We start from the raw sequence: 26,699 nt of genomic DNA, 5'->3' as shown, positions 1-26,699 counted from the left end.
GCGGAGCGTCGCCGGCTTCATGACAGGGCCGGGCGCGGACCCACCGAGGAAGAGATTTCGTTTCGCCAGATGCAGCAGGTGAACACCGCGAAGTGGAACCGCTACATGCTGATTCGATATCTGGATTCAGGGATCTTCTTCGTGGGTCTGTACTGGGGCGTCATGCTGTTCGCGACAACAGACAGCCTCGTTGCGCTCGCTGCGCCCGCCTCGGAGATCGCACTCGGCGCCATCGTGCTGCTCGAGGTCAACCGCGTGCTCACGCACGATATCGAATATCTCAGGGCTTCGCACGTCGCGCTCATCATCGGCTGCTTCCTGTCGGTGCTCGAGATCGCGATCACCGCCGTCTTCGGCAAGGAGGCGTTCTTCCCGTTTTTCTCCACCCCGGTCGTCGGCATCGGCCTGTGCGCGATACTGCTCGCGCTCAAGGCCCTCATTGTCTGGCGTATCGTGCTCGTGCGCGATCGCCGCGACAAGAAGCGCTACGGCCTCTACCTCAAGGCGCTTGAGCATGCAGGACAACGGAAGGGAGAGTAGTCCTGTGTTTGACTTTCTCGAGAAATACATCATGGGTCCGATGACGAAGCTGTCTCAGTTCCGCATGATTCGCTCCATCACCCAAGCCGGTATGACATCGATCTCCTTCACGATCGTGGGCTCCATGTTCCTGATCCTGAACGTCCTTCCCCAGGCGTTCCCTGACCTCCAGGGCATCTGGGCCGTCTCGTTCGATCAGATCACCGAGCTCTACATGCTGGCGAATCACGCCACCATCGGGTGCATCGCCGTGTACTTCCTGATCGGCACCGCGTTCGAGTACTCGCGCATCCTTTCCGAGGAGGACGGCATTGACATCAAGCCGCTCAACGGCGTGCTCATAGCCATCATGGCCATGTTCATGCTCGCCCCGCAGGTCGGCTTCGTCGACGGCGTCATCAGCCGCATCACGAGCATCGTCGCCGGCGAGGACGGCGCCTGGAGCTCCGTCGTGTACAACGGCTGGGAGCTCGGCGGCGACGGCCCGGCGAACTTCGGCGCGACCGGCATCTTCTGCGCCTTCATCATCGCCTGGTTCGCCGTGCGCATCTACGCGACCTGTGTCGATAAGAAGATCGTCATCAAGCTTCCCGAGGTCGTGCCCGACGGCGTCGCCCGCTCGTTCACCGCTCTCGTCCCCGGCTTCCTGGTCGCCATCGTCTGCATGCTCATCCAGACGGTCTTCATGATGTTCGGCACCAACTTCTACGACTTCATCGCCATCCCGTTCGGCTTCGTGGTCAACATCGTCGGCACCTATCCCGGCATCCTGCTGATCTACTTCCTGATCCACGCCCTGTGGCTCGTCGGCATCCACGGCGCCACCATCGTCACCTCCTCGCTGACCGCCATCGCGATCGCCAACCTCGTCGTCAACGCCGACGGCGGTGCCGCGGTGTGGGCCGGCGAGTACAACAACGCATTCGTCATCATCGGCGGCTCCGGCTGCACACTCGGCCTGTCGATCCTCATGGTCACGATGGCGAAGTCCGAGCAGCTCAAGGCCATCGGCAAGGCCGAGATCGTGCCCGCGTTCTTCAACATCAACGAGCCGCTCCTCTTCGGCCTGCCCATCGTGTACAACCCCGCACTCGCCGTGCCGTTCGTCCTCGCGCCCATGGCCGCGGCGACCATCTCCTACTTCGCCATCACGCTGGGCATCATCCCCTCGGTCCTCGTGCAGGTGCCCTGGCCGACCCCTGTCGGTATCGGCGCCATGATCTCCACGGGCGGCAGCCTGGTCGCGGCCGCCGTGGCCGTCCTCGACGTCGTCGTGGCGACGCTCATCTACTTCCCGTTCTTCAAGCGCTACGACAAGCAGCTCTGCGAGGAGGAGGCCGCTGCCAAGGCGGCGGAGTAAACCCGATTCCATCCCCTTTTCGCACCGTATCGACCATCGCGGCCCGAGGCCGCCCGGACAACGCGCGCCGGGCGGCCTCGTCGCCCATTGCTCTCACGACGTACCGAGAACCTTCGCTGAAAGGAGACATGACATGGCGTTTCGCACTGACTTCCTCTGGGGAGGCGCCGTTGCGGCGCACCAACTCGAAGGCGGTTGGGACCAGGGCGGCAAGGGCGTCAACATCATGGACGTGACGACCGCCGGCAACGTGAGCACACGCCGTCGCTATACCGGCGAGGTGCTCGAGGGCGAGAACTACCCCAACCACGAGGCGATCGATTTCTACCATCGCTACAAGGGCGATATCGCGCTGCTCGCCGAGATGGGGTTCAAGTGCTTCCGCACCTCCATCAGCTGGGCGCGCATCTTCCCCGTGGGCGACGAGGAGGTGCCGAACGAGGAGGGCCTGAAGTTCTATGACAACCTGTTCGACGAGTGCCTGAAGTACGGCATCGAGCCGGTCATCACGCTCAGCCATTTCGAGATCCCACTCGGTCTGGTCAAGAAGTACGGCGGCTGGCGCAACCGCAAGCTCATCGACTTCTTCGTGCGCTTCGCCACCACGTGCTTCATGCGCTACAAGGACAAGGTCAAGTACTGGATGACCTTCAACGAGATCAACAACCAGGCCGATTACATGGATGATTTCGCCCTTCTCGTCGACTCCGGCATCGTCGCCGAGAAGGGCGAGAACCGCGAGCTCGCCATGTTCCAGGCCGCCCACTACGAACTCGTGGCATCGGCGAAGGCCGTCATGATCGGCCATGCGATCAACCCCGATTTCAAGATCGGCTGCATGATCGCCATGTGCCCGGTCTACCCCTTCTCCTGTAAGCCCGAGGACATCCTCATGGCGACGAAGGCGATGCAGTTGCGCTACTACTACGCCGACGTTCATGCGCTGGGCGCCTACCCGCCGAACGTCTTGGCGCTGTGGGAGCGCCGCGGCTACGACATCGACATCACGCCGGAGGACATCGAGCTGCTCGCGGCGGGGACGGTCGACTACATCGGCTTTTCCTACTACATGAGCCACACCATCGAGTGGAAAGAGGACAACCCGCACTTCGACTACCACGAGGGTGCGGACTTCGTGCGCAACCCGCACGTCAAGGCGAGCGACTGGGGATGGCAGATCGACCCGGTCGGCCTCCGCTACGCCCTCAACTGGTTCACCGACCGCTACGGCCTGCCGCTCTTCATCGTCGAGAACGGCTTCGGCGCCTATGACAAGGTCGAGACGGATGGCTCCATCCACGACCCGTACCGCATCGACTACCTGCGCGCCCATATCGAGCAGATGAAGCTCGCCGTGGAAGAGGACGGCGTGGACCTCATGGGCTACACGCCGTGGGGCTGCATCGACCTCGTATCCGCCGGCACGGGCGAGATGGAGAAGCGCTACGGCTTCATCTACGTGGACAAGAACAACAAGGGCGAGGGCACGCTCGAGCGCTCCCGCAAGGACTCGTTCGCGTGGTACAAGCAGGTTATCGCCACGAACGGCGAGGACCTGGGCTAGGATTCGTGACTCTGGCTATCGCGGATTCCGACGACTGCACAGTGAGGGCCGGGCTCGACACGGTTGAGTCCGGCCCTTTTTTCTATCTGCGTACGGTGAACGAGGTGTCGTGCTGCAGGGAAACCTCCCGCCACGAGCCGACCTCGAAGCGCGAGGGGAACCAAGCATCGAACTGCTCGTAATGAGCGTCCATACGCGCGATGAGCTGGGCCACGGCAATGCGCGTACCCTCCAGCTCCGCCTCCACGGTGGCTCCGTCGGGCAGGTTCTTCACCCAGCCCGCCACGCCTGCCTCCTCGGCAAAGGACTGCATGTTCCAGCGGAACCCCACCCCTTGGACCGGCCCGCAGAACAGCACATGCACCCGGATGATGTCCTCGGTGCTGCCTGCGCTCAAGATCTCGTCCACACACGTTTGCGGCGTCATGTTCCCCACTCCCCTCGCATGTCACAACTATCGTACCCCGCCAACGGTCCCTGGGAAGACGCGGCCCGTCCGCTCAGCAAGTGTCGCGTGGATGAAACTTGCATTCCACACGACAGAGCCTTCTTTTGGCCTCTCTACCGTGTGAAATGCAAGTTTTGCCCATCCGCCGGCGTGGCAGGTTGGGACAGCCACCGAACCGTTGTACCGCCCTCCCGGTCAAACGGTATGCTATACTTAGTTTTGCACCCGTATAGCAGGAGGAAGCAATGGCTGCAGCGCAGATGAACATCCGCATGGATGCCGCCCTCAAGGCATCCGGCAATGCGGTGATTGCCGAACTTGGGTACACCCCATCCCAGATCGTACGCGCCCTCTGGGAGTTCGTTACCGTACAGGGTACACTTCCCCCCGCGCTCGCACATCTGCTGCGTGCTGAGCATGCCGCTGACTCCGCGCATACCGGCACACCCGACCGCGCGTCCGAAGGCGCTGCTCTCGTCTCCTCGTTCTACCAGCAGGTCGGCATTGAAGAACCCGCACGCGGCGCCATCGATTACGATGAGCTTCGTGAACTCTCCGCCGCAGAGCAGCTTGAGAAATGGGGGCTCGCATGATGGCGTCTACCGGCCATACCGCTCACACCCCCATCAAAATCCTTGTCGACACCAACATATGGCTCGACTACTTCCTTGCACGTGGGACACATCACGATGCCGTCAGCGCGTTCCTGGCGGAGGCCTATAAGCGCGAGGATGTCGCTCTCTACGTCCCGTCGCTTTCCCTCAAAGACCTTGCCTACCAGCTGGCAAGCCTCATGAAACTCGATGCGCGGCGCGCCGGTAAGGACATCACGCCTGAAATCGCCGCAGCGGCCCGCGAGGTATCGTGGGGCTGCGTACGCAATGTGCTGGAAAAGGCCCTGGTGGCGCCCATCGGCCATACCGAGGTACTTGGCGCGTTCACGTACAAGCGCATCCACGATGACCTTGAGGACGACCTCGTTCTCGCGGCAGCAGATACCGTGGGAGCAGATTACCTCATGACGCACGACGCCACACTTAAGCGGCATATGGGCGACCTTTGTCTCACTGCCGAAGAGGGACTTGCGCTACTGGCCGAACGTACGAAATGACAGTTTGGGGACAGGCACCAAACAATTATGCTCCCCACCCCCTTCTCGCTCGACAGCTTTATCCTACCCAGCTGCGCTGACGTGGATGAAACTTGCATTCCACACGACAGAGCCTCCTTTTGGCCTCTCTGTCGTGTGGAATGCAAGTTTTGTCCACCTGCCAGCATGGCAGTCTGGGGCCCGCCCCTCAAACTGCCGCAAAGCGCCCCGCCCGGCGGGACCGGACGGGGCGCAGATGGTCGCTTACGGGAGCGGTGCTACTTGTTGGAGTAGTAGGTATTCTCCAGCGGCAGCTTGGTGCGGTAGACGCCATCGAGCGCATAGTAGGCGCCCGCCACGGCCTGCGCCGTGGGGATCGTGGCGATCTCGCCGATGCCCTTGGCGCCGTAGCCCACGGGAAGCAGCTCGTCCTTCTCGACGTAGATCGCGTTGATATAGGGGATGTCCGTGGAGCGGAACAGCCCGAGCGTACCGAACTTCGCCTGAGGGACGCCGTCTTTCAGCGGGAAGTCCTCGGTCAGGGCGTAGCCCATGCCCATGAGCACGCCGCCCTCGATCTGTCCCTGGATGGCGATGGGGTTCACGACCTTGCCCGAGTCATGCGCGGCGTGGACCTCGGTCACGCGGCCCTCGTCGTCGAGGATGACGACGTGCGTGGCGTAGCCGTATGCCACATGGCTCTTGGGGTTGGGCACGTCGGCGCCCAGCTTGTCGGTCTTCTCGAGGTACTCGTAGGAGAACTCGCGTCCCTCGAGCTTGGCGAGCGAGGTGGTCGGGTCCGCAGGATGCACCGCGGAGCCGGGGCCCTGGTAGGGCGTGCCGTCCGCGTACTCCACGATGAAGCCGTCGCCGTGGGCGACCACGGGCTCCGTCGGCACCTCGTCGCCTGCCTCGGCGGCGAGCATGGCGTCGCGCAGCAGGAAGGCGGCGCCGCGCACGGCCTCGCCGGTGATCAGCGTCTGGCGCGAACCGGAGGTCGTGCCGGAGTCCGGCGCGTTCTCGGTCGAGCACTCGCCGTTGGCGATGTAGGCCAGCGGCAGCCCCGTCGCCTCGGCGACGTCCTGCAGAAAGACGGTGTTGCAGCCCTGACCGATGTCGGAGGTCGCCGAGTACACCACGGCGCGCCCCTCCTCCACGCGGATCTTGCAGCGGCCCGCATCGGGCAGGCCGACGCCCACGCCGGCGTTCTTCATGGCGCAGGCGATGCCGGCATGACCCGGATGGGCGTCGAAGACGTCCTTCACGGCGAGCAGGGTCTCCTTGAGCGCCGTGGAGCAATCCGCGATCTGGCCGTTGGGCAGCACCTTGCCCGGCTCGATGGCGTTGCGGTAGCGGATCTCCCACGGGCTGATGCCGACCTCCTCGGCCAGCAGGTTGATGAGCATCTCGAGGGCGAACTCGCTCTGGCACACGCCGAAGCCGCGGAACGCGCCGGCCGGCGGGTTGTTCGTGTACCAGCCGTATCCGCGGATGTCGGTGTTCTGGTAGCAGTACGGGCCGACCGAGTGCGTGCAGGCGCGCTCGAGCACCGGGCCGCACAGCGACGCGTACGCGCCGGTGTCGAAGTTGATCTCGCAGTCGAGGCCGACGAAGATGCCGTTCTCGTCGCAACCGAGCGTGAACGTGCCCTCCATGGCGTGGCGCTTGGGATGGAAGTTGATGGACTCCTGGCGCGTCATGCGGCACTTGACCGGGCGGTTCACGGCCATGGCGGCGAGCGCCGCCAGATGCTGGACGGACACGTCCTCCTTGCCGCCGAAGCCGCCGCCGACGAGCATGGTCTCCACGACCACGCGCTCGGGCGTGGCGTCCCAGCCGAACATGTGGGCGATCTCCTTGCGGGAGTCGTAGGCGCCCTGGTCGGTCGAGCACACCTTGACACCGCCCTTGTAGGGGAAGGCCACGGCGCACTCGGGCTCCAGAAACGCGTGCTCGGTGAACGGCGTGCTGAACGTGCGCGTCACCTTGTGGGCGGCACCCGCAAGGGCGGTCGCCGCGTCACCGCGCACCACATGGCGCTGCTGGCAGATGTTGTTCTCGAGCTCGACCCAGTTACCGAACGCGAGGAACCTGTCGTGCAGCTTCGGGGCGCCCTCGGCGCGGGCCTCGTCGATGCTGCGCACCGGCTCGAGCTCCTCGTAGGTGATCTTGACGAGCTTCTTGGCGCGCTCGCAGGTGGCCATGTCCTCGGCGACCACGAGCGCGATGGCGTCGCCCACGCAGCGCGTGATGTCGCCCTCGGCGATCATAACGTCCCAGTCGTAGATGAGGTGGCCGACCGCGTTCACGGGAACGTCGGCCGCCGTGAGGACCGCGAGCACGCCGGGCAGGGCGCGGGCCTTGTCCGCATCGATCTTGACCACGCGTGCGCGCGGGTACTTGGAGCGCACCGCGCTCGCATAGGCGAGGTCGGGGAAATCGGTCTCGTCGATATCGTCGGGGTACTTGCCGTAGCCGAGCACCTTGCGGCGCACATCCACGCGGAAGGCGCGCTCGCCCACGCCGTACTTGTCGCCGCGCTCCAGCTCGGGATCGATCTCGGCATCGCCGCGCAGGATGGCTGCGGCAAGGGCGATGCCCTCGATGATCTTCTTGTAGCCGGTGCAGCGGCACACGTTGCCCTTGATGGCTTCCTTGATCTGATCCTCGGTGGGATCGGGCACGTGATGGATGAGGCCGGCGCCCGCCATCACCATGCCGGGGATGCAGAAGCCGCACTGGACGGCGCCCACGGCTCCGAACGCGTAGACGAACGCCTCCTGCTCGCGTGCGGGCAGGCCCTCGACCGTCACGATGTCGCGACCGGCCGCGAGCTCGGTCGTGAGCACGCACGCCTTGACGGCGTGGTCGTCCACCAGGACGGTGCAGGTGCCGCAGGCGCCCTCTGAGCAGCCGTCCTTAGCGGAATGGATATGCAGGTCGTCGCGCAGATAGCGCAGAAGCGGCTTCTTCTCGGTCACGGTCCGCTCGACGCCGTTGACCGTAAAGGTATAGCTGACCGGTTGCTTGGCCATGACGATACCTCCTCTCTATTCGGCGGCGGCGAAAATGCCGAGCCTGTCATGAATCACATGCTTGGGGCATTTGGTGGCGCACATGCCGCAGCTGATGCAGCGGTCGTAATCGATGGCCGCCTGCTTGTCGGTCACGTGCATGGCGCCGCACGGGCACACCCGCTCGCACATGCCGCACCCGATGCAGCCCTCGGCCGCAACCCAGATCTGATGGGTCTCGGGACTCATGGAGCCCTCCTCTCTCCGAACTGCCTCTCGTATGCCACAGAGGACGGGGACGCACGGGCATCTGCCGCCTGCACCCGTCCCTCACGGCTACGCGCAGGCGCGGGCGCGACCACGACGGTCGCGCCCGCGCCTCATACTTCTACTCGACGAACAGGTACCCGTAGGAGTCGCGCACCGCGGCGATTGTGCGGCGCACGGTCTCGGGCAGGCCGCAGGATGCGTCGTCCACGTCGACCACGCGGATCTCGCCCGCGAGGCGCACGGAGAACTTGCCGTCGGCGAGCCTCATGAAGCCGTCGTTCTCGGAGGCGAGCATGTCGTCGCCGCTCCAGAACAGCGTGAGCTTGTCCTTGTAGGGACGGCCGGTCTCATACGGGCAGAACACGGCGCAGTTGCCGCACTCGTTGCACATGCCGTCGACATGGATGACCTGGTGCTTCTCGACACCGGGCACCTCGATGGCCACGTTGGCGCGGTTGGGGCACACGTCGCAGCAGACCTCGCAGACCGCAGCGCAGCCCAGGCAGCGGGTGTGCATGCAGTTGGCCTTGTCGCGGCAGAGGCTGCCCTTCTTACCGATGTAGGACTCGACGTCGAGCTGCTCGTTGGCATCCGCGTAATGGTTGAAGTCGACGTTCGCGATGGCGCGCGCGACCTCGGCGGCGTCGGCGATGGCCTCGACCACGGTCGCGGGGCCGCGGCGGCAGTCGCCCGCGGCCCACACGCCCTCGACGCCGGTGGCGACGCCGGCAGGACGGCCGCGGCGGTCGACCTCGACGCCGGCGCCTTCGTACAGGGAGGCGTCGATGCGCTCGCCCACCGCGCAGATCACGGTGGTGGCGGGCACGGTCACGGTCTCGCCCGTCGACTCGGGCGCGCGGCGGCCGGAGGCGTCCGGCTCACCGAGCTTCATGACGTTGCAGGTGAGCTGGCCGTCGGCGAGCGACACCGGGGCGAGCAGCTCCATGAACTCGACGCCGTCGGCGAGCGCAAAGTCCAGCTCCTCCTCGTCGGCGGGCATCTGGGCCTTCGTGCGGCGGTACACCAGGCGCACGTTCTCGACGCCGTCGGCGCGCTTGGCCACGCGCGCGGCGTCCATGGCGGTGTTGCCGGCGCCGATGACCACGACGTCCGTGCCGAGATTCAGGGTCTCGGGAGCCTTCTTGGCGGCCTCGAGGAACTCGAGGACGTCCATCTCGGCGCCCTCTGCCAGACCGGCGGAACCGGGCAGCCAGGCGCCGGTCGCCACGACGACGTCGGTGTAGCCCTCGGCCTTGAGCGCGTCGACGGACTCGACGCGGGCGTTCAGCTTGACCTCGACGCCGAAGGCGCGGCAGAGCTCGACGTCGGCGTCGATGTCGGCGCTCGCGATACGGAACTCGGGAATCACGTGGCGCACGATGCCGCCCAGGGAGTCCTTGGCCTCGAAGATGATGACGGGCACGCCGGCGCGCGAGAGGAAGAACGCCACGGCCAGACCGGCGGGGCCGCCGCCCACGACGGCGACGTTCTTGTCGGAAGCCACCTTGCCCGCCTGGGCCTGCAGCTTGGGCAGCACGGTCGCGAACGCCTCGCGCGCGGCGCGCAGCTTGCTCGCGCGGATCTGGGCGCCCTCGGGCTCATAGAAGGCGCGCTCGCAGCTCTTGCCACACGGATGCGGGCAGATGGTGCCGGTGATGTGCGGCAGCGCGTTGCGCTCGATGATGATGGAGAGCGCGTCCTCGAAGCGGCCCTCCTCCACGGCGGCCAGGTAGGCAGGGATGTCCTGGGAGATCGGGCAGCCGGTGCGGCAGGGCGCGGTGAAGCAGTCCGTCAGCGGCACGCCGCCGGGGACCTTGGCGGAGGGCAGCTTGCGCAGCGGGTTGCGATACAGCGGGTTCACGAGCGAGTCCGCCTGGATCTTGGTCACGGCCTCGAGGGAGACGCCCTCGAAGGCGCGGCCGTCCAGGTTGTCGAACTCGCCGGCGATCTGGCTCATGCGCTCGTAGCCGCCGGGCTTGAGCACATCGGTCGCCAGGGTGATCGGCCAGATGCCCGCGTCGTACAGCGAGCGGATGTTGTAGATGGTGGCGCCGCCGGAATAGGAGATGCGCAGGCGGCCGTCGAACTGCTCGGTGATGCGGCGCGCGAGCTCGATGGTGAGCGAGAACAGTGTGCGGCCGCTCATGTACATCTCGTCGCTCGGCAGCTCGCCGCGGGTGACGTCGACCGGGAAGGTGTTCGTGAGCTTGACGCCGAAGTCCAGGCCGCGCTCGGAGGTGAGCTTGATCAGGCGCTCGAACATCGGGACGGCGTCGGCCCACTGCAGGTCCTCGAGGAAGTGCTTGTCATCGAAGGCGATGTAGTCGAATCCGAGCTCGTCGAGGCGCGCGCGGGCGAAGTCGTAGCCCAGCAGCGTCGGGTTGCACTTGATGTAGGTGTTCAGGTTCTTCTCGGTGATGAGATAGGTCGCGATGCGCTCGATCTCATCGGGCGGGCAGCCGTGCAGCGTGGACTCGGTGATGGAGTTGGACACGCGCGCGGGGATGGCGTCGACGAAGTCAGCGTCCACGTGCTCGAAGCGGTCGAGGTTCGCAAGCGCCCACGCGCGGCACTCGGCCCAGACCTCGGAGCCCGAGGCGTCCTTCATGCCCTCGATGTAGGCGTCGACCTTGGGCGACTTGATGCCCTCGAGGTCGTACCCGACGCTCATGTTGAATACGAAGCCATCCGGCTCGCCCAGCCCGTACTCACGCGCAATCAGGTGGCAGGCGAACCACGCCTTGACGTACTCGGCATAGGCCTGCGGCACCTCGAGCTCGGTGGACCACTCGCAGTTGTAGCACTCGTCGGCCGCGGTGATGCAGGGCTTGTTCACGCAGGCGGACAGCTCCTCGCCGTCCATGATCTGCACGGTCTTCAGCTCGAAGAAACGCGAGCCGGCCACGTAGGCGGCGATGATGTTCTGCGCGAGCTGCGTGTTGGGGCCGGCGGCCGGGCCGAAGGGCGTCTCGATCTTCTCGTCGAAGATGGGAAGCGCGCCCTCCTTGTTGGCGGTCACCATCTTGCGCACGCCGAAGATGGAGCCCTGGGTCTCATGCTCGGTCAGCACCCAGTCCATCAGGTTCGAAAACGGGATGGGCCTCATGATGTCGCTCATACTGATCTCCTCTGTGCCATGCGGGGCACTTCCCCCGCATGCGTTGCGCCCGCGATGCGCCCACGGGCGAGTACCGATTGCAAGCGGGGCCGCCGGTCGGGTCGCTGCCGGCGATGCAGTGCCCCGACCGCGGTTGCGCGGCCCCGCGTGATGCCATATCGTGCGAACCCGGGCGTCGCCGGGGCCGCACAGGGCACCCGCGCCTAGTAGACGCGGTCGTTGAGCGTGCCCCAGAGCTTCTTGGACTGCTCCATCGTCCAGGCGTTGATGCGCTCCTCGTCGAACGCGACGAACTCGCGGTCCTTGTAGAGCACGCGGCCGTTGACGATGGTGGTGCGGCAGTTCTTGCCCATCATGCCGAACAGCATGTGGCCGTCGACGTTCTCCTCGGAGAACGGCGTGAACTTCGGGTAGTCCATCACGATGACGTCGGCGGCGGCGCCGGGCGCCAGCACGCCGATCTTGCGGCCGAAGTACGCGCTCGCCATGGCGGGGTTGTTCTGGAACAGCATCGTCATGGCCTCGCCCCAGCCCACGTTGGGCATAGCGGCGTTGTGGCGCTGGATGATGAGGAAGACCTTCAGGCTCTCGAGCATGTCGTGCGTGTAGGCGTCGGTGCCCATGTGCACCGGGATGCCGCGACGGAAGAACTCGAGCACCGGCGCGCAACCCACGGCGTTGCCCATATTGGACTCGGGGTTGTTGACGATGTTGGTGCCGGTCTCCTTGATGATGTCCATCTCGCCGGGCGTCACGTGGATGCAGTGGCCGAGCATGGTGCGCGGGCCCAGCAGGTCGTGCTGCAGCAGGCGCTCGATCGGGGAGATGCCGCCGCGGTTCAAGCGGGAGTCCCACACGTCGTTCATGCCCTCGCACACGTGGATGTGGAAGCCCGTGAGGCCGTTGTTGGCCTCGGCCATCTTGTCCATGGTCTCGTCGGACAGCGTGAAGGTGGCGTGCCCGCCGAACATGGCGGCGATCATGGAGTTGCCCTCGGCCTGGGCCTTCGCCGCCCACTGGGCGAACTCGGCGTTCTCGGCGATGGACTGGTCGCGCTTCTCGTCGCCGCGGCGGTCGGAGGTCTCGTAGCACAGGCACGCGCGGATGCCCGTCTCCTCGCAGACGTCCTTGATGGCGAACAGCGAGCCGGGAATCTCGCAGAAGCTCGCATGGTGGTCGAAGATCGTGGTCACGCCGTCGCGCAGGCTGTCGAGCACCGTGGCATAGGCGCTCGCGCGCGTGCCGTCGAGCGTGAGGTTGTCGTCGATCTTCCACCACTGCTGCTCGAGGTTCTCGAGGAAGTTCGTGGGGTTGCAGCCCTTGATGGCAAGGCCGCGGGCAAGGCCGGAGTAGATGTGGGTGTGGCAGTTCACGAGACCGGGCATGATGATGCCGCCGTGGGCGTCCACATACTCCGCATCGGGGTGCGCCGCAGCCAGTTCGTCTTCTGCACCCACCTCGACGATCGCGTCGCCGTCGATGAGCACCGCCCCGCGCTCCAGATAGGGCTTCTCCTCGTCACGCGTGACGACTGACCCGTTACCTACGATGAGCATGGGTTCTCCTTTCGTCGTCTAAGGCGGGGTTTAACACCTCGGACTATGTGTTGTGCGGCGCGCCGAGAACCGGCCGACGGGCACCTCCCCCGCCTTCGCGCCTAAATGCCGAAACGGAAGCGGACCCGGACGGCATGCGCCGGGTCCGCTGCACGGGATAACGCCCCCGCACGCGATCGCGTCTTATTTCTTGTGGTCGGGCAGAACGGCGCCGACGGCGGCCTCCTTGGCGGCATCGACGTGCTGGTCCACAGGAGGAGTCGGAGGAAGCACCAGGTTCAGAATGATCGCCATAATGGCGCACGGCGTGATGGCGTTGGAGCCCACGACCGTGGAGATCCAGGTGGGCATGCCCTCGCCGGCCAGGCAGCCGGAGGCCATCCAGATGCCGAGGCCGAACACGACCGAGGTGCCCACGATGGTGGCCACGCGCTGGGTCAGGCCCTCCTTGGTGAACATGCGGATGCCGTTCATGGTGATGGTGCCGAACACGCCGACCGTCGCGCCGCCGATGACCGGCTGCGGGATGGCGGTCAGCACCGCGGAGAGCTGCGGGAACAGGCCCGCCAGCGCGAAGACGGCGGCAACGATGACGAACACCCACTTGTTGATGACCTTGTTCGAGGCGATGATGCCGACGTTCTGGCCGAGAGCGCTCGTGGGCAGGCCGCCCAGGAAGGCGGAGATGATGCTCGTGACGCCCTGGGAGACGATGGCGCCGGAGAGCTCGCGCTCCTCGGGCATGCGGTCGATGGAGCCCAGGCAGGCGGCCGACACGTCGCCGATGACCTGGATGGCGACCATGGGGTACACCACGGCGAGCGTGATGCAGACCTCGGGATGGAACTCGAGCGGATAGGGCATAATCTTGGGCAGCGCGAAGATGCCCGCGGAGCCCACGCTCGAGAAGTCGAGCATGCCGAAGGGCGCGGACACGAGGATGCCCACGATCATGCCGAAGAACACGCTACCGAGCTTCAGGGTGCCCTTGGTGAAGTTGGACAGGAAGAACACCACGGCGAACGTGATGAGCGCCACGATCCAGCTCTGCGGGGTGCCCCAGATGGGCGTGCCCTCGCCGCCGGCCATGTACTTGACGGCCGTCGGATACAGCGAGACGCCGATGGTGAAGATGACCGTGCCGGTCACGACCGGCGGGAACAGGTTCTTGAGCTTGCTGTAGAACAAGCCGAACAGGATCGCCGCGATGCCGCCGACGATCTCGCCGCCGAGCAGCGACCCGAAGGAGAAGTCGGCGCCCATGGCCTGCAGCGCCGGCAGGAAGGCGAACGAGACGCCCATGACGATGGGCAGGCCGCCGCCGATGCGGCGGAACGGGGCGAACGCCTGCAGCGCGGTGTCGATGGCGGACAGGATCAGCGCGACCTGGATGATGTCGGTGCGCTGCTGGGCGGTCCAGCCGTAGACCGACGCGATGATGATGGCGGGCGTGATGATGCCGGCAAACGAGGCGAGGACGTGCTGCAGGGCACACGGCAGCATGTCCTTGATGGGGGGCAAGCCCTCGCGCGTGAATAGGAAGTCGTGCGCACTCGCAGACTTCGTTGCCGAAGCGGTCTGTTGCGTCATAGGCGTGTCCCCTCTCATGAGTTGCGCGCCTGCAGCACCCGTAGCTTCAACAAGCGCGCCACCGCCCCCTCATGAGGCGGCGTTCCATATACATGACGGGGCCGGATTGGCCCCAACATTGATGAGCGATCCCTCGTTGCTTCTCAATGCTTACAAACAATCAGTTAGGCTAACTGATTGTTTGCAGTACTTGTATAACCCTCCGTTCACCCGCATTCAAGAAATTACCTGCAAGGCGTCGGTGAGCGGTCTGTTCCTACCGCTCACCGACCGGTGAACGGTAACCAAACTTTTTGTTTGGCGTCTCCCCGGTGAGGATAAGCTCGTCGCCTTGTCTTGCTTCTACCCGATAAACGTGCCCTGCGCGATCTGGTCGGCGATGCCGGCATAGCGCTCTTGGATGAACGGTTCGACCAGCACGTCGGACAGGGTCCCGATGCCCACGCCGCCGGTCGAGGCGTCCCCGGTCACCGTCTTGTTGCCGAACGACCCGCTCTCGATGTCACGGAAGGCGTTGCGCATCATCATGTCGTTGTCGGTGAGCACCGATCCCGCGATGACCTGGTCGTAGGAGCTTCCCGCGTCGTTGGGCTGGGCGATGGCCATGCCGCGGCCGAGGTCGTACAGGGCGCGGCGGGCACCGGCGTCCACGATCGACGCGTCGCCGAACAGGACGTCCACGTTCTTTTGCTCGACCATCTCGGTCGCGATCTCGTAGCCGCGCTCCTCGTCGGCAAACGAGTCGGCGTAATCCTCGACCACCTGGATGTTCGCGTTGATGGCGCGCGCGGCCGCCTCGTAGTTCGCCACCTTCTCCTTGGTGCCCTCAAGGCCCGTGCCGCCGATGAGCCCGATGACGCCGGTCTTGGAGATGAGGCCCGCGAGCGCGCCGGCGAGCTGGCCGATCTGCGCGTTGTTCGGGACGAGGTTCTCGACGTTGTCGCGCTCGAAATCGCCGTTCAGCACGATGAACTTGATGTCCTCGTGCTCGGCGGCAGCCTGGTCGACGGCCTCGGTGTACTGTGCGCCCGGGGCGAAGATGATGGTGCAGCCGTCGTCGATGAGGTCCTCGATGGCGTCCTCCCAGTCGTCCTCGTCGACATGCTGCGTGTAGGTGTGCTCCCACTGGTGCGCCTCGGAAGCGCTGACCAGGGCGTTGTAGCAGCTCTCGCCCCAGCCGCCGTCATCGATGGCGCCGTCGATGAACATACCCGCCTTGTAGGAGCGCTCCTCGGCGCAGGCGGAAAGCGACAGGGGCAGCGCGGCGGCGCAGGCGGCGGCCACCGTGCAGCGGATCACGTTTCTGCGGCTGATCGAATGTGCGTCCATGTCAATCACCTTTCAACCCTGAAAAAGTCTTTCACCAATCAGTTTGTTGAACCTGCCGGCCCTTGCCCCCAACAGGGCAACCAGCGGTGGGAATAATCGGTATACGGTGCGCTAACTCGACATTCCTGAAATCCCAGGGACTGTCCCTAAAAATTCACGCGCGGAGGGATCTTGAGGGGGCGGGGCGAGGGCCTGGCGGATCTATCCCCGCCGGACTCCCGCCCCCATCGGTTATGCCGCGTCGTCTCCCGCGTGCTCCGCGCTCACGCGCTCGGCGATGTCGGCGCACTCGTTCACCGCGCGCTCCACCGCGTTCACGATGTTCTGGTAGCCCGTGCAGCGGCACAGGTGGCCGGAGATGAGCTTGCGGATCTCGTCGCGGGTATAGCGCTTGCCGGTGCCCACGATCTCGGTCGCGCTCATGATGATGCCCGGGGTGCAGAATCCGCACTGGACCGCGGCCTCGTCCACGAGCGCCTGCTGGACCGGCGTCAGTGTGCCGTCGCGCGCGAGCAGGCCCTCGGTCGTGATGATCTCGGCGCCCTCGCACCAGATGGTGAGATACAGGCACGAGTCGATGGCCGTACCGTCAAGCAGGACGGTGCAGGCGCCGCACTCGCCCACCTCGCACCCGCGCTTGACGCTCGTGAGGCCCAGGCGGTCGCGCAGCGTGTCGAGCAGCATCTCGCGCTCGTCGACGCCGACCTCCATCGTCTTGCCGTTGACCGTCATCTTCACAAAACGCATCATGCGTCAGCACCTCCCTTGATGGCCGTCTCGCGAATCAGGCGGCGGGACAGCTCGGCGATCAGCTGAAGGCGGAACTCCTTGGAAGCACGCCAGCTCGTACGCGGGTTCATCTCCTCGCAGGCAAGATCGCCCACGGCGGCCACGGCCTCGTCGACGGCAAGCCCGCGAAGCGCATCCTCGGTGGCGATGGCGCGCTTGGGATAGGGTCCCGCGACGCCGAACGCCAAGCGGATGTCGGCGATGTGAGCGATCGGCACCCATCTTGACCAGGCAGCTCACGCCCATCGTAGCGATCTCGAGCGCCTCGCGCTTGCCGTACTTGTAGTACGTGCCGGCAAACCCCTCGTAGCCCGCACGGGGAAAGCGGATGCACACGAGCACCTCGTCGTGCGCGCGGCTCGTGCGGCCGGATCCCGTGTACCACTCGGATACCGGGATGTCGCGATCGCCTTTCGGCCCCCGCACGCGCATGACGGCGTCGTAGGCCACGACGCTCGAGGCGGTATCGGCCGACGTGATGCCGTTGCACACGTTGCCGCCGATGGTGCCCACCGCGCGCAGCTGCGGGCCGCCCGGGGTGTCGGCCGCCATGCACAGGGCCTGCAGGTGCTCGGCCACGATCGGGTCCTCATGGATCTCGCGGAACGTGCACACCGCGCCGATCTCGATGGTGCCGTCGTCGCACATGCGGATGCCGCGCAGCTCGGGCAGGTTGTGGATGGACACCAGGCGGCAGCCGGCGTGGCGCCCCTCGCGGATCTGCACGAGCACGTCGGTGCCCGCCGAGATGATGATGGCCTCGGGGTCCGCCACAAGGGCCGCCACGGCGTCGTCCACCGAGGTGGAGAGGTGGATGGATTCGAAGTCGTACATATTAGATGAGCCCCTCTTCCTTGAACTTGGCGACGAGGCGCTGCTGCGTCATCGGAATCTGGTAGAACGCGCAGCCCGTGGCGTCGAGAATGGCGTTGCGGATGGCGGGAGTCGGCGGCATCAGCGGCGGCTCGCCCAGCGCCTTGTTGCCGTACGGGCCGCTCGGGTCGTCGGTCTCCACGAACAGGCACTTCAGGTCGGGCACGTCCATGGACGTCGGGATCTTGTAGTCGAGCAGGTTGGGGTTCAGGAGGCGCCCGGTCGCAGGGTCGATGAGCTGCTCCTCGTAGAGCGCGGCGCCGATGCCCTGCGCCATGCCGCCGTGCACCTGGCCCTCGGCGGTCGCCGGATTGATGATGCGGCCGGAATCGTGGACGTTCAGGATGTCGAGGATCTTGACGCGCCCGAGCGGCATGTCGACCTCGACCTTCACGAATCACGTGCCAAACGCGAAGGTGTTGTCGCGCACCTGCGCGGTCTCCTCGGCATGGATGTGCACGGAATGGCGGAAGGAGTAGAACGCCTCCTGGGCGAGCTCCTCCATGCCGAGCACGACCTCGCCCGCCTCGTCCACGATCTCGCCGCCCGCGATGGTGAGGCCGCGCGCCTCGGGCTTGAGCTCGTAGGCGTAATCGAGGATGTTCTGGCGGAATTTCTCGGCCGTCTTGCGCACGGCGTGCCCGGTCACGTAGGTCTGGCGCGACGCGTAGGCGCCCGTGTCGAAGGGGGTGACGTCGGTGTCCTGGAAGCTCACGATGTGCACCCAGCTCGTCGGCACGCCGATGGTCTCCGCGGCCATCTGCGAGAACACCGTGTCCGCGCCCTGGCCGATCTCGGTGGCGCCGACCGACAGCTGGCAGGTGCCGTCCTGGTTGAGTACGAGGCGCGCGGTCGAGGTCTCCAGCGAGATGGGGTACACGCCCGTCTTGTACACGAAGGCGCTCATGCCGATGCCGTGGCGGATCGGGCCGGTCTCGTCTTTGTATCGGGCCTTGAAATCGTCCCATCCGCTCGCCTCGCGCCCGGCGATCAGCGTCTGCGGGAAGCCGTTGGCGTGGTTCGTGATGCCACTGAACGGATCGGAGTACCCTTCCGGCATGAGGTTCTTCAGGCGGAAGTCGATGGGATCCCACCCCTCCTTGCGGGCGATGTCGTCCATCATGCACTCGACGGTGAACTGGCCCTGCGGCATGCCGTAGGCGCGCATGGCGCCCGGCGCGGGAATGTTGGTGTAGACGGTGCTCGCCTGCGTGTGGCAGCCGACCTTGTCCTTGTACGCCCAGCGGAACGCGTTGATGGCGTTGGCCGCGAGCGCGTGGCCGTGGCTCGCGTAGCCACCCTGGTTGGACAGGCAGGAGCAGGAGCGGGCGATGATGTTCATGTCGTCGTCGTAGGCGCACTGCACGTCGAAGCTCATGGGATGACGCGAGCGGGTGTTCTGGAAGACCTCCTCGCGCGGGAGCTCGATCTCGACCACGCGGCCGCCGAGCTGGGAGGTCAGCCATGCGCACAGCGGCTCGTACAGCACCTCCTGCTTGTTGCCGAAGCCGCCGCCGATATAGGGCTTGATGACGCGGATGGTGCCCCAGGGCACGCCGAGCGCCTGGCCGCACACACGGCGCACGATATGCGGGATTTGCGTGGAGGACACCACGGTGATGCGGCCGGACTCCATGTAGGCGTAGCAGACGTTCGTCTCTATGTGGGTCTGGTCGACCTGCTGGGTCTCGGTATGCGCCTCGTAATGGTGGTACCTCGGGTCGGCGAGGGCCTCCTCCACCGAGTCGTAGCCGGTACCCTCGAGCGGGGTCACCATGTCGGAGCGCGCGAGCACGTTGGTCTCGCGGACCTCGGGGTGCAGCGCGGGGGCGTCCGGCGCGAGCGCCTGGGCCACCGTGGTCATGGGCGGCAGCTCCTCGTAGTCAACATGCGCGAGCACGCTGCGGACGCCGCGGTCCGCCGCCACGTTGTCCTCGGCCACGACGACGGCGATGTCGTCGCCGTAGATGCGCACGCGGTCGTCGAGCAGGCGACGGTCGGCGACATCCTGGTGCGCGGGCTCGACGCTCCACGGATGGCCGGGCGTCGGGAACCGGTGCTCGGGCACGTCCTTGAACGTGAAGACGGCGACCACGCCGGGAAGCGACTCGGCCTCGGTCGTATCGATCGCGCGCACCCAGCCGTTGGCGATCTGCGCATGGACGACCCTGGCGACCAGGCACGGCTTGGGGCACAGGTCATCGGTGTACTTGGCCGTGCCCTTCACCTTATCGATCGCGTCGACGCGCTGCACGGCCGCACCGACCTCGTGCATCGGAACGACCTTTTTCCAGAATTGCTGCTCCATACCCTTCTCCTCTCCATCCGGGCATCCCCGGAAACGGTATGCGCATGCCAAGGGGCTCGAGCGCGCGGCCCGTCCCATACCAGGTGGTTTTATGCGCCATGACCAGCGAACGCGCTGCCGCCCGATCATGCGCCGGCATTCGACCGCGATTCTCGCCTTCGCGGAAAAGCGCTCGGATGCGTCTATTTGGCTGTTATTTGCATTGCGTGCGAATGGTGAACGCGCAGTATGCGGATCCCATAGGTAACCCCCTTATCAGCTGCGGCCCTCTTCCGCAGCATTCATACGCAGACCGGAGGTTCAACGGACTCTTGCACCTTCAAAACCAACGGGCCCTGCGTAGCCTAGGAGCTCTAGCAGGTATTATACGCACTGGATAACGCCGGAAGCGCTGCATGACGAAGATTTTTTATCACCGGTACTATCTATGGTATGAGAATAATTTTGAGCTGCACGGATGCTGGTGCGTTCAGGGGCATATGAAACAACGCCGCCGTTCACCGTCGATTTTCGACCGCTTGCCTTGGACAGGATGGGTTGGTTGGGGACGGGTTCGTTTCAACCCGTCCCCCAGGGAGACACAGCCCGATCGTTATCACGCCGGGCGGTGCAACATGATTCGTTTGGCGTATCCCTAAGGGGGCGGCGCAGCCGGCAGGCTCATGTGCCCTGTATGCGCACGGTGGGTCTAGTGACGGGTGTTATCCCCATCGGGGTAAAATGACAAACATTTGTTATCTTGTTACAAGGATAATGGAGCATCAGCGGTTTTTCTGATGCGTGATAATAAAAAGTTGTAGCGCAAACCGCTTACAGTCGAAAATCGACCGTTTACAGCCCATTCCTTCATTGCATTTGTGCTGGTAGCACGGGAAAATGAGAGGAACGTATCACACATTCAGGAGAGTCGCATGAACAAGACCGTCGAGAGCTATCTGCCCTTCTTCAATTTCCTCGGGACCATCGTGGGCGGCAACACCGAGGTCGTCCTGCACGACTTCACCGATCCCTCGCGCTCCGTCGTGGCCATCCACAACGGATATATCTCGGGCCGCCACGTGGGGGCGCCCGCGACGGACTTCGCCCTCAAGATGATCAACAGCGACATCCCCGACGATCAGAGCCATACTGACATCTACATGTCGCACAACGCGAACGGCAAGCCACTGCGCTCTTCGACCATGTTCATCCGTGAGGAGGGGCGCCTCGTCGGCATGCTGTGCGTGAACACGGATCCCTCGATCATCGTGCAGCTCAAGACGCTTGTGGACACCATCGTCGAGACGCTCCCGCCCGGCGTCGAGCAGAGCGTCGATACGGTCCAGCCGTCCAGCGTCGTCGGCGAGCACCTCACGACATCCGTCGACGACCTTGTCGGCAAGACGGTCGCCGAGTTCGCCGCGAGCCACGGCAAGGCCGTCGCGGACCTGTCCGCGCAGGAGCGCCAGGACCTGGTGCGCGTGCTCGACGGCGACGGCGTGTTCCTGCTCAAAGGCGCCGTGACCGTCGTGGCCCAGTTCCTGGACATCTCCGAGCCGAGCGTCTACCGCTACCTGCAAAAGGTTCGCCGCCGCTAGACTCGGCCCCATGCAAATCGGGGGACGTACCTTCCGCGTGCAAATATGCACGCGGAAGGTACGTCCCCCGATTTGCACTCTCGCCGCCGCCTGGAAAAGAAGGGGCTATTCGGCTGCGCCCTCGCCCTGACGGGTGCGGCGGACGCTGCGCAGGCCGCGATAGATGGTGGGCTCCGAGATATCGAGCAGGCGCGCGACCTCGCCGACCGCGCCCTTGATGCGGAAGACCCCCTGCGCGTCGAGCACGCTCAGCAGGCGCAGGCGCTCATCGACCGGAATGTCCAGGTCCTCGAACCCCAGCAGACGGCAGGCGTCGCGCACCGCCAACTCGATGGAATCGGCCGCAGGCGCCATGTGGCGCTCAGCGGCGACGGTGTCCAGCTGGCTGCGCACCATATCCAGGCGCCGCTGGCGCTGGTCGTCCGCACCGCCCGGGATGTAGGACTCGATGAGCCCGTGCAGCGCGTCCTCCAGCGTGCGGAATGCGGAGATATCTCGGTTGACGCACAGAAAGCCGATGATGCGCTCCCCTTCGCGGATGGGATAGGCGCCCGAATACAGCGTGCGCCCGTCCAGCGACTTGGTGGGATATCCCGAGCGATAGTCCCCAAGCTGGTCGGGATGCTCGACGAGCTCGGCCAGGTGGTCGGGCAGCGGCGCGCCCTCGCGGCGCCCCGAGACGTACGGGTGGACGAGCTTCACGAGCGAGTGGGCGGGGTCCTCGACATCGTGCAGGGCGATCTCCGTCTGGGCACCGAACATGGCGCCCAAAAACTCACACAGGGGGATATAGCGAGCCAGAAGCTGATTCATGCAGATTCTCATCCTCTATCGATGTCGCATCGGACCGTTCAGACCACAGCATACCACCGCGGCGCGAACGAACGGGAACGGCCGCCCCGCCCGCCGACGTTACGCAAAAAGGCGGCGCACCTCTCGATGCGCCGCCTTCGTGTCTCACGCTTTCGTCGCGCTCCGCCTTAGAGGGCGACGACGACCTCGATCTCGACGAGGCCGCCGGCCGGAAGGGCGGCAACCTGGAACGCGCTGCGCGCCGGATAGGGCTCGGTGAACTTGGTGGCATAGACCTCGTTCACGGCGGCGAAGTCGGCGATGTCGGCCAGGTAGACGGTGGTCTTGACGACGTTGTCGAACGTGGCGCCCGCAGCGGTCAGCAGCGCCTCGATGTTGGCGAGGGACTGCTTGGCCTGCTCGACGGCACCCTCGGGCATCTTGCCCGTAGCGGGGTTGATACCCAGCTGGCCGGACATGAACACGAGGTTGCCGGTCTTGATGCCGGCGGAATACGGGCCGAGGGCGGCGGGAGCGTCGGGGGACGAGATAACGGTCTTCTCCATGTGCCTACTCCTTCACTTGGGGGGAACAAGACGGCTGCGCTGCAACGGCAGCCCGGCACGAACCACGAACCGTGCGAACCGCCGTTGCGAAGGGGCCCAATAAAGCACGAACGGCCCCGCGCGTGCGCTACCTCGATGCTATCCCACACCCCATGCTTCTGCAAGATAATTATTAGGTCTGATAACTTTTTATCCACAAGCGGCAGATTCGACCCCCTGACGGGCCGGCATCGACGCGGCATCGGGAAAAGACCCCCGACCCGAAGCACGGGCAGGGCACCGAGCGCAGCTGCGTGTGCGCTTTTGGGGAGGCGCGCTCGCGCGGCGGGCGCTCACGGTATACTCTGGACGTTTACCGCAATGACCTGCAGAAAGAAGCATATGACCACCATCGCCGAACACCTTTGCGCCCCGCGCCGCCCCGAGCTGCTCGCGCCCGCCGGAGGCCCCGAGCCGTTCGCGGCCGCACTTGCCGCCGGCGCCGACGCCATCTACTGCGGCATGGGAGCGTTCAACGCCCGCCGCAAGGCCACCAACTTCACCGACGAGGCCTTCGAGGCCGCCTGCCGCACGGCGCACCTCGCGGGAACCCGCGTCTACGTGACCGTGAACATCGTCATCAAGGATACCGAGATGGCCGATGCGCTCGAGCTCATCCGCCGCTGCGCGCAGCTCGGCGCCGATGCGTTCATCATCCAGGACTGGGGCCTGTTCTTCGAGGTGCACCGGCTCATGCCCGACCTGGAACTCCACGTCTCGACCCAAGCCAACATCCATGACCTGCGCGGCGCCATCTGGTGCCGCGAGGCGGGGGCCGACCGCGTCACGCTTTCCCGCGAGCTCTCCGTCGCCGAAATCAAGCGCATCTCGCAGGTCGGCATCGACCTCGAAATCTTCGCCCACGGCTCCATCTGCTTCTCCTATTCCGGCGTCTGCCTGCTGTCGAGCTTTGCGTGTGCGGGCCGCTCCGCAAACCGCGGCATGTGCGCCCAGCCCTGCCGCCTGCCCTACGAGCTGCTCGACGAGTCCGGCCGCGTCATTCCCACCCCCGGACGCGAACGCGCCCTGTGCCCGCGCGACAACTGCACCTCCGAGATGCTTCCCGAGCTGCTTGACGCCGGTGCCGGAGCGCTTAAGCTCGAGGGCCGCATGAAGGCCCCCGATTACGTCCACTCCGTCACCCGCGCGTACCGCGAGGCGCTCGACGACGCCATCGCGGAAACGACGCCCTCCGCAGACGACGCCCGCGATCGCGCCCGCCGTCTCAAGCGGTGCTTCAACCGCGACTTCACCTCCGCCTACCAGCACGGCACGTCGGGCGACGAGATGATGAGCTACGAGAGGTCGAACAACCGCGGCCAGGTCGTTGGCGAGGTGGTCGGCAGCCGCCGCGCGGGAAACACCCGCGGCCTTCATCCCGATGACCGGCGCGTGCGCGCCGCGCTCGTGCGCATCCGTCTCGATGAGCCCGTCGGCAAGGGCGATCTTCTCGAGCTGCGCCATGACGACGAGTTCGACCAGTTCCTGACCGTTATCGCGCCCGACGACGCGCGGGCGGGCGACATCATCGAGGCCCGCGCCGCCCGCGCCATGCCCCAAGGGGCGATCGTTCGCCTCATACGCAGCCAGGCCGCCCTGGACGAGGCCGCTGCCGCCCTGCACCGCGATGTCCCGCGCAAGCGCGCGGTCGACGTATCCGTCCGTGCCCGCTTGGGAGAGCCGTTCTCGGTCACGCTCACCTGCAGCGATGACCCGAGCCTCACGGCGACGGCGACGGGATTTACGGTCGAGGCGGCGCGCACGCGCCCGGTTGGCGCCGAGGACCTCATCGAGCACGTGGGGCGCATGGGCTCCTCCCCCTTCGAGGCCGCCCGCTTCGACATCGACCTGGACGAGGGCTGCGGCATGGGGTTCTCCGCCGTCCACAAGGTTCGCGCGCAGGCGTGCGAGGCGCTCGAGCACGCCATGCTCGCCGGATATGCCGCCCGCGCCGACCGTCTCGCCGGACTTCCCGCCTTCACCTCCGTCGCGATCTCGGCAGACGGCCTTGAAACGGAGCGGGCGCAAGCGAAGACCGCTGGGGTACCCGAGATCTGCGCCGTCGCGACGACGCTTGAGGCGGCTCGCGCCGCATACGAGGCGGGCGCCGCGCGCATCTACATGACCTGCGACGACCTCCACGCCGCCGGGTTGCATCCGGACCAGCCGCTCGACCTGCCGCTCGTCCTCGTGGCGGACGAGATCTGCCGCGAGGCCGACCACGCGCGCATCGACCCGTGGATCCGCCCGGGGGCGCCTGTCGCGGTGGGCAACATCTCCGAGCTCGCCCTTTCCGCTGAGCGGGGCGCCGCCCCCGAGATCCGCAGCTGCCTGCCGGTCCACAACGTCGCGTGCATCCGGGCGCTCGAGCAGCAGGGGGCCGCGGGCTTCTGGCTCTCCCCCGAGCTGACGCTCGACGAGATCGAGCGCATCGCCCCGCACGCCGCGACGCCGGTCGGGATCATGGTGTCCGGCGCCCCGCGCGTCATGACGAGCGAGCACTGCATCCTCCAGGTCGCCGACGCCTGCATCCACGATTGCGCCCGCTGCCGCCTGCGGACCAGATCCCTTTCGCTGCGCAATATCGACGGCAAGGTGCTGCCCGTGCGCACCGACCTCCACGGACGCAGCCGCCTGTACGACGGCTATCCGCTCGACCTGACGCCCCAGATGCCGCGCCTGCTCAAAGCCGGCGTCACGCGATTCGCCGTCGACGGCACGCTGCTTGAACCCAGCGAGCTTGCCGAGCTGGTCGCCCGCGCCGTGCGCGCGCTCGAGACGGCACGCGCCGGCCGCAAACCGGCCAAACGCCTCATGGGCGCTACGGCGGGCTGCCTGTTCGTGGGAGTTGACTGATGCCCCGTCTCGACGCACCGGACGTCCTCTTTGAATCCCCGACGTTGATCGCCGTGGACAAGCCTGCCGGCATCATCGTCCACGGCGACGGCACCGGCGCGCGGACGCTTACCGATCAGGTTCGATCTTTGCTCGAGCGCCGCGGCACCGAGGCCGACCGTGTTGCAGCCCGCGATCTTCAGTGCCTGCAGCGACTCGACCGTGAAACCACCGGTATCGTGCTGTTCTCGAAATCCAAGGCAACGCAGGGCACCTATGACCGCATGGTCGCGGAGCACGCGTTCGAAAAACGCTACCAGGCCCTGGTAGAAGGTGCGCCCGCCTGGCGCGAGCGCACCTTCACCTGGCCTATCGGCCGCGACCGTCACGACGCGCGCCGCATGCGCGTCAGCCGGACGGGAAAAGCCGCCGTGACGCACGCGACCGTCGCGCGCGAGCTCAAACAGGGAAAACGCGTTCGAACCCTGCTCAACGTCGCGATCGAAACCGGCCGTAAGCACCAGATTCGCGTGCACCTCGCCCATGCCGGCTCCCCCATTGTGGGCGATGAGCTATACGGCCGCTTTGACCCGGCAGGCCTCAAGCTCCACGCGTGCCGCCTCACCTTTGACGACCCCATCAGCTGCGAGCATATCGACATTCGATCCTCCGCCCCTTGGGCGTGATGCTGCGTCCGTTAGGGACCGGGCGCGGTTCGATCCCCGTTTTGCCTTCCTCCCGAACGGCTGCGCATTTCTTCCATGGTCAATAGGCGCACTCCCATTGCACATGCAGGCGCGTGAATCGAATCTTGGTCAAAAGCATCATTCCCATTGCAATTCGAGATAGTTGTCTGAACCGCTGCAGGTCGAATAGCAATATATAATAATATTTTGTTGCAGATTGATTCAGGCGAATCTTTCTAGTTCGATGCTAAGGCGCGTTCACTGGACCGGTATTACCATTCGGGGCCCGACTCGGCGTCTCGGTTTGCAATGGGAACGGCCCTTTTGACCACAATTCGAATCCTGTACACCCATT

General features: G+C 65.6%; 19 protein-coding genes and 2 pseudogenes. 8 read left to right on the top strand and 13 right to left on the bottom strand.

Annotated elements, in window-relative coordinates; all coding sequences use genetic code 11:
• Positions 1 to 69 precede the first annotated feature (69 nt).
• The 3 genes from QVN30_RS00950 (at position 70) to QVN30_RS00940 (ending at position 3,464) form a co-directional block, all read left to right on the top strand.
• Positions 70 to 540 (top strand): hypothetical protein, encoded by a 471-nt coding sequence (locus QVN30_RS00950; protein WP_087202080.1) that lies wholly within the window; start codon positions 70 to 72, stop codon positions 538 to 540.
• Between the two features lie 31 nt (positions 541 to 571).
• Positions 572 to 1,900 (top strand): PTS cellobiose transporter subunit IIC, encoded by a 1,329-nt coding sequence (gene celB / locus QVN30_RS00945; protein ID WP_239283456.1) that lies wholly within the window; start codon positions 572 to 574, stop codon positions 1,898 to 1,900.
• A 133-nt stretch (positions 1,901 to 2,033) separates the two neighbouring features.
• A complete protein-coding gene (locus QVN30_RS00940; RefSeq protein ID WP_289835067.1) occupies positions 2,034 to 3,464 on the top strand; it encodes a 6-phospho-beta-glucosidase in 1,431 nt (476 codons plus the stop codon).
• Between the two features lie 82 nt (positions 3,465 to 3,546).
• Here the strand turns inward: QVN30_RS00940 and QVN30_RS00935 are convergent, their stop codons facing one another.
• On the bottom strand, positions 3,547 to 3,873 hold the full coding sequence (locus QVN30_RS00935; protein ID WP_289835066.1) for an acylphosphatase: 327 nt from the start codon (positions 3,871 to 3,873) through the stop codon (positions 3,547 to 3,549).
• A gap of 284 nt (positions 3,874 to 4,157) precedes the next feature.
• On the opposite strand from QVN30_RS00935, the gene QVN30_RS00930 reads away from it, so the two are divergent.
• Complete coding sequence (locus QVN30_RS00930) at positions 4,158 to 4,505, top strand: type II toxin-antitoxin system RelB/DinJ family antitoxin (protein ID WP_087202087.1); 348 nt, start codon at positions 4,158 to 4,160, stop codon at positions 4,503 to 4,505.
• Positions 4,502 to 5,023: a type II toxin-antitoxin system VapC family toxin gene (locus tag QVN30_RS00925; protein WP_087202089.1), complete on the top strand. Its 522-nt coding sequence runs from the start codon at positions 4,502 to 4,504 to the stop codon at positions 5,021 to 5,023. The genes QVN30_RS00930 and QVN30_RS00925 overlap by 4 nt, the downstream gene beginning before the upstream one ends.
• A 257-nt stretch (positions 5,024 to 5,280) precedes the next feature.
• Here QVN30_RS00925 and xdh read toward each other — a convergent pair whose 3' ends face one another.
• The 10 genes and pseudogenes from xdh to xdhA all read right to left on the bottom strand — a co-directional run bounded on the left by xdh (position 5,281) and on the right by xdhA (position 19,816).
• On the bottom strand, positions 5,281 to 8,037 hold the full coding sequence (xdh, locus tag QVN30_RS00920) for a selenium-dependent xanthine dehydrogenase (RefSeq protein WP_289835065.1): 2,757 nt from the start codon (positions 8,035 to 8,037) through the stop codon (positions 5,281 to 5,283).
• Between the two features lie 15 nt (positions 8,038 to 8,052).
• On the bottom strand, positions 8,053 to 8,265 hold the full coding sequence (locus QVN30_RS00915; RefSeq protein ID WP_066829281.1) for a 4Fe-4S binding protein: 213 nt from the start codon (positions 8,263 to 8,265) through the stop codon (positions 8,053 to 8,055).
• 139 nt (positions 8,266 to 8,404) lie between these two features.
• Complete coding sequence (gene ygfK / locus QVN30_RS00910) at positions 8,405 to 11,404, bottom strand: putative selenate reductase subunit YgfK (RefSeq protein ID WP_289835064.1); 3,000 nt, start codon at positions 11,402 to 11,404, stop codon at positions 8,405 to 8,407.
• 203 nt (positions 11,405 to 11,607) lie between these two features.
• The gene (gene ssnA, locus QVN30_RS00905) at positions 11,608 to 12,960 is read right to left on the bottom strand and encodes a putative aminohydrolase SsnA (RefSeq protein ID WP_289835063.1); all 1,353 of its coding nucleotides are present in this window, start codon (positions 12,958 to 12,960) and stop codon (positions 11,608 to 11,610) included.
• Between the two features lie 183 nt (positions 12,961 to 13,143).
• Positions 13,144 to 14,550, bottom strand: coding sequence for a uracil-xanthine permease family protein (locus tag QVN30_RS00900; RefSeq protein ID WP_066829290.1), 1,407 nt, complete (start codon positions 14,548 to 14,550; stop codon positions 13,144 to 13,146).
• A 342-nt stretch (positions 14,551 to 14,892) separates the two neighbouring features.
• On the bottom strand, positions 14,893 to 15,879 hold the full coding sequence (locus QVN30_RS00895) for a BMP family ABC transporter substrate-binding protein (protein WP_289835062.1): 987 nt from the start codon (positions 15,877 to 15,879) through the stop codon (positions 14,893 to 14,895).
• A 231-nt stretch (positions 15,880 to 16,110) separates the two neighbouring features.
• Positions 16,111 to 16,629, bottom strand: a complete 519-nt coding sequence (xdhC, locus tag QVN30_RS00890) for a xanthine dehydrogenase subunit XdhC (RefSeq protein ID WP_239459285.1) — start codon at positions 16,627 to 16,629, stop codon at positions 16,111 to 16,113.
• Complete coding sequence (locus tag QVN30_RS00885) at positions 16,626 to 16,886, bottom strand: hypothetical protein (RefSeq protein WP_289835061.1); 261 nt, start codon at positions 16,884 to 16,886, stop codon at positions 16,626 to 16,628. Before QVN30_RS00885 ends, xdhC begins: the two co-directional genes overlap by 4 nt.
• Positions 16,887 to 17,043: 157 nt before the next feature.
• A pseudogene (locus QVN30_RS00880) lies at positions 17,044 to 17,502 on the bottom strand (FAD binding domain-containing protein); the annotation flags it as partial.
• A gap of 1 nt (position 17,503) precedes the next feature.
• Positions 17,504 to 19,816: pseudogene (gene xdhA, locus QVN30_RS00875) on the bottom strand (xanthine dehydrogenase subunit XdhA).
• A 944-nt stretch (positions 19,817 to 20,760) separates the two neighbouring features.
• On the opposite strand from xdhA, the gene QVN30_RS00870 reads away from it, so the two are divergent.
• Positions 20,761 to 21,426 (top strand): helix-turn-helix transcriptional regulator, encoded by a 666-nt coding sequence (locus QVN30_RS00870; RefSeq protein WP_066829301.1) that lies wholly within the window; start codon positions 20,761 to 20,763, stop codon positions 21,424 to 21,426.
• A 105-nt stretch (positions 21,427 to 21,531) separates the two neighbouring features.
• On the opposite strand, the gene QVN30_RS00865 is transcribed toward QVN30_RS00870, so the two are convergent.
• Together QVN30_RS00865 and QVN30_RS00860 are read right to left on the bottom strand one after the other, a co-directional pair.
• Positions 21,532 to 22,239, bottom strand: a complete 708-nt coding sequence (locus QVN30_RS00865) for a helix-turn-helix transcriptional regulator (RefSeq protein ID WP_273357958.1) — start codon at positions 22,237 to 22,239, stop codon at positions 21,532 to 21,534.
• A gap of 167 nt (positions 22,240 to 22,406) precedes the next feature.
• Positions 22,407 to 22,784 (bottom strand): RidA family protein, encoded by a 378-nt coding sequence (locus QVN30_RS00860; protein WP_066829307.1) that lies wholly within the window; start codon positions 22,782 to 22,784, stop codon positions 22,407 to 22,409.
• A gap of 381 nt (positions 22,785 to 23,165) precedes the next feature.
• Here QVN30_RS00860 and QVN30_RS00855 point away from each other — a divergent pair, with 381 nt between their 5' ends.
• Together QVN30_RS00855 and QVN30_RS00850 are read left to right on the top strand one after the other, a co-directional pair.
• On the top strand, positions 23,166 to 25,679 hold the full coding sequence (locus tag QVN30_RS00855) for a U32 family peptidase (RefSeq protein WP_289835060.1): 2,514 nt from the start codon (positions 23,166 to 23,168) through the stop codon (positions 25,677 to 25,679).
• On the top strand, positions 25,679 to 26,344 hold the full coding sequence (locus tag QVN30_RS00850) for an RluA family pseudouridine synthase (protein WP_289835059.1): 666 nt from the start codon (positions 25,679 to 25,681) through the stop codon (positions 26,342 to 26,344). Before QVN30_RS00855 ends, QVN30_RS00850 begins: the two co-directional genes overlap by 1 nt.
• The last annotated feature ends 355 nt before the right edge of the window (positions 26,345 to 26,699 follow it).

This window comes from Collinsella ihumii, from assembly GCF_030385545.1.
Taxonomy (GTDB): Bacteria; Actinomycetota; Coriobacteriia; order Coriobacteriales; family Coriobacteriaceae; genus Collinsella; species Collinsella ihumii.
This window is presented reverse-complemented; position numbering and strand designations above follow the sequence as displayed.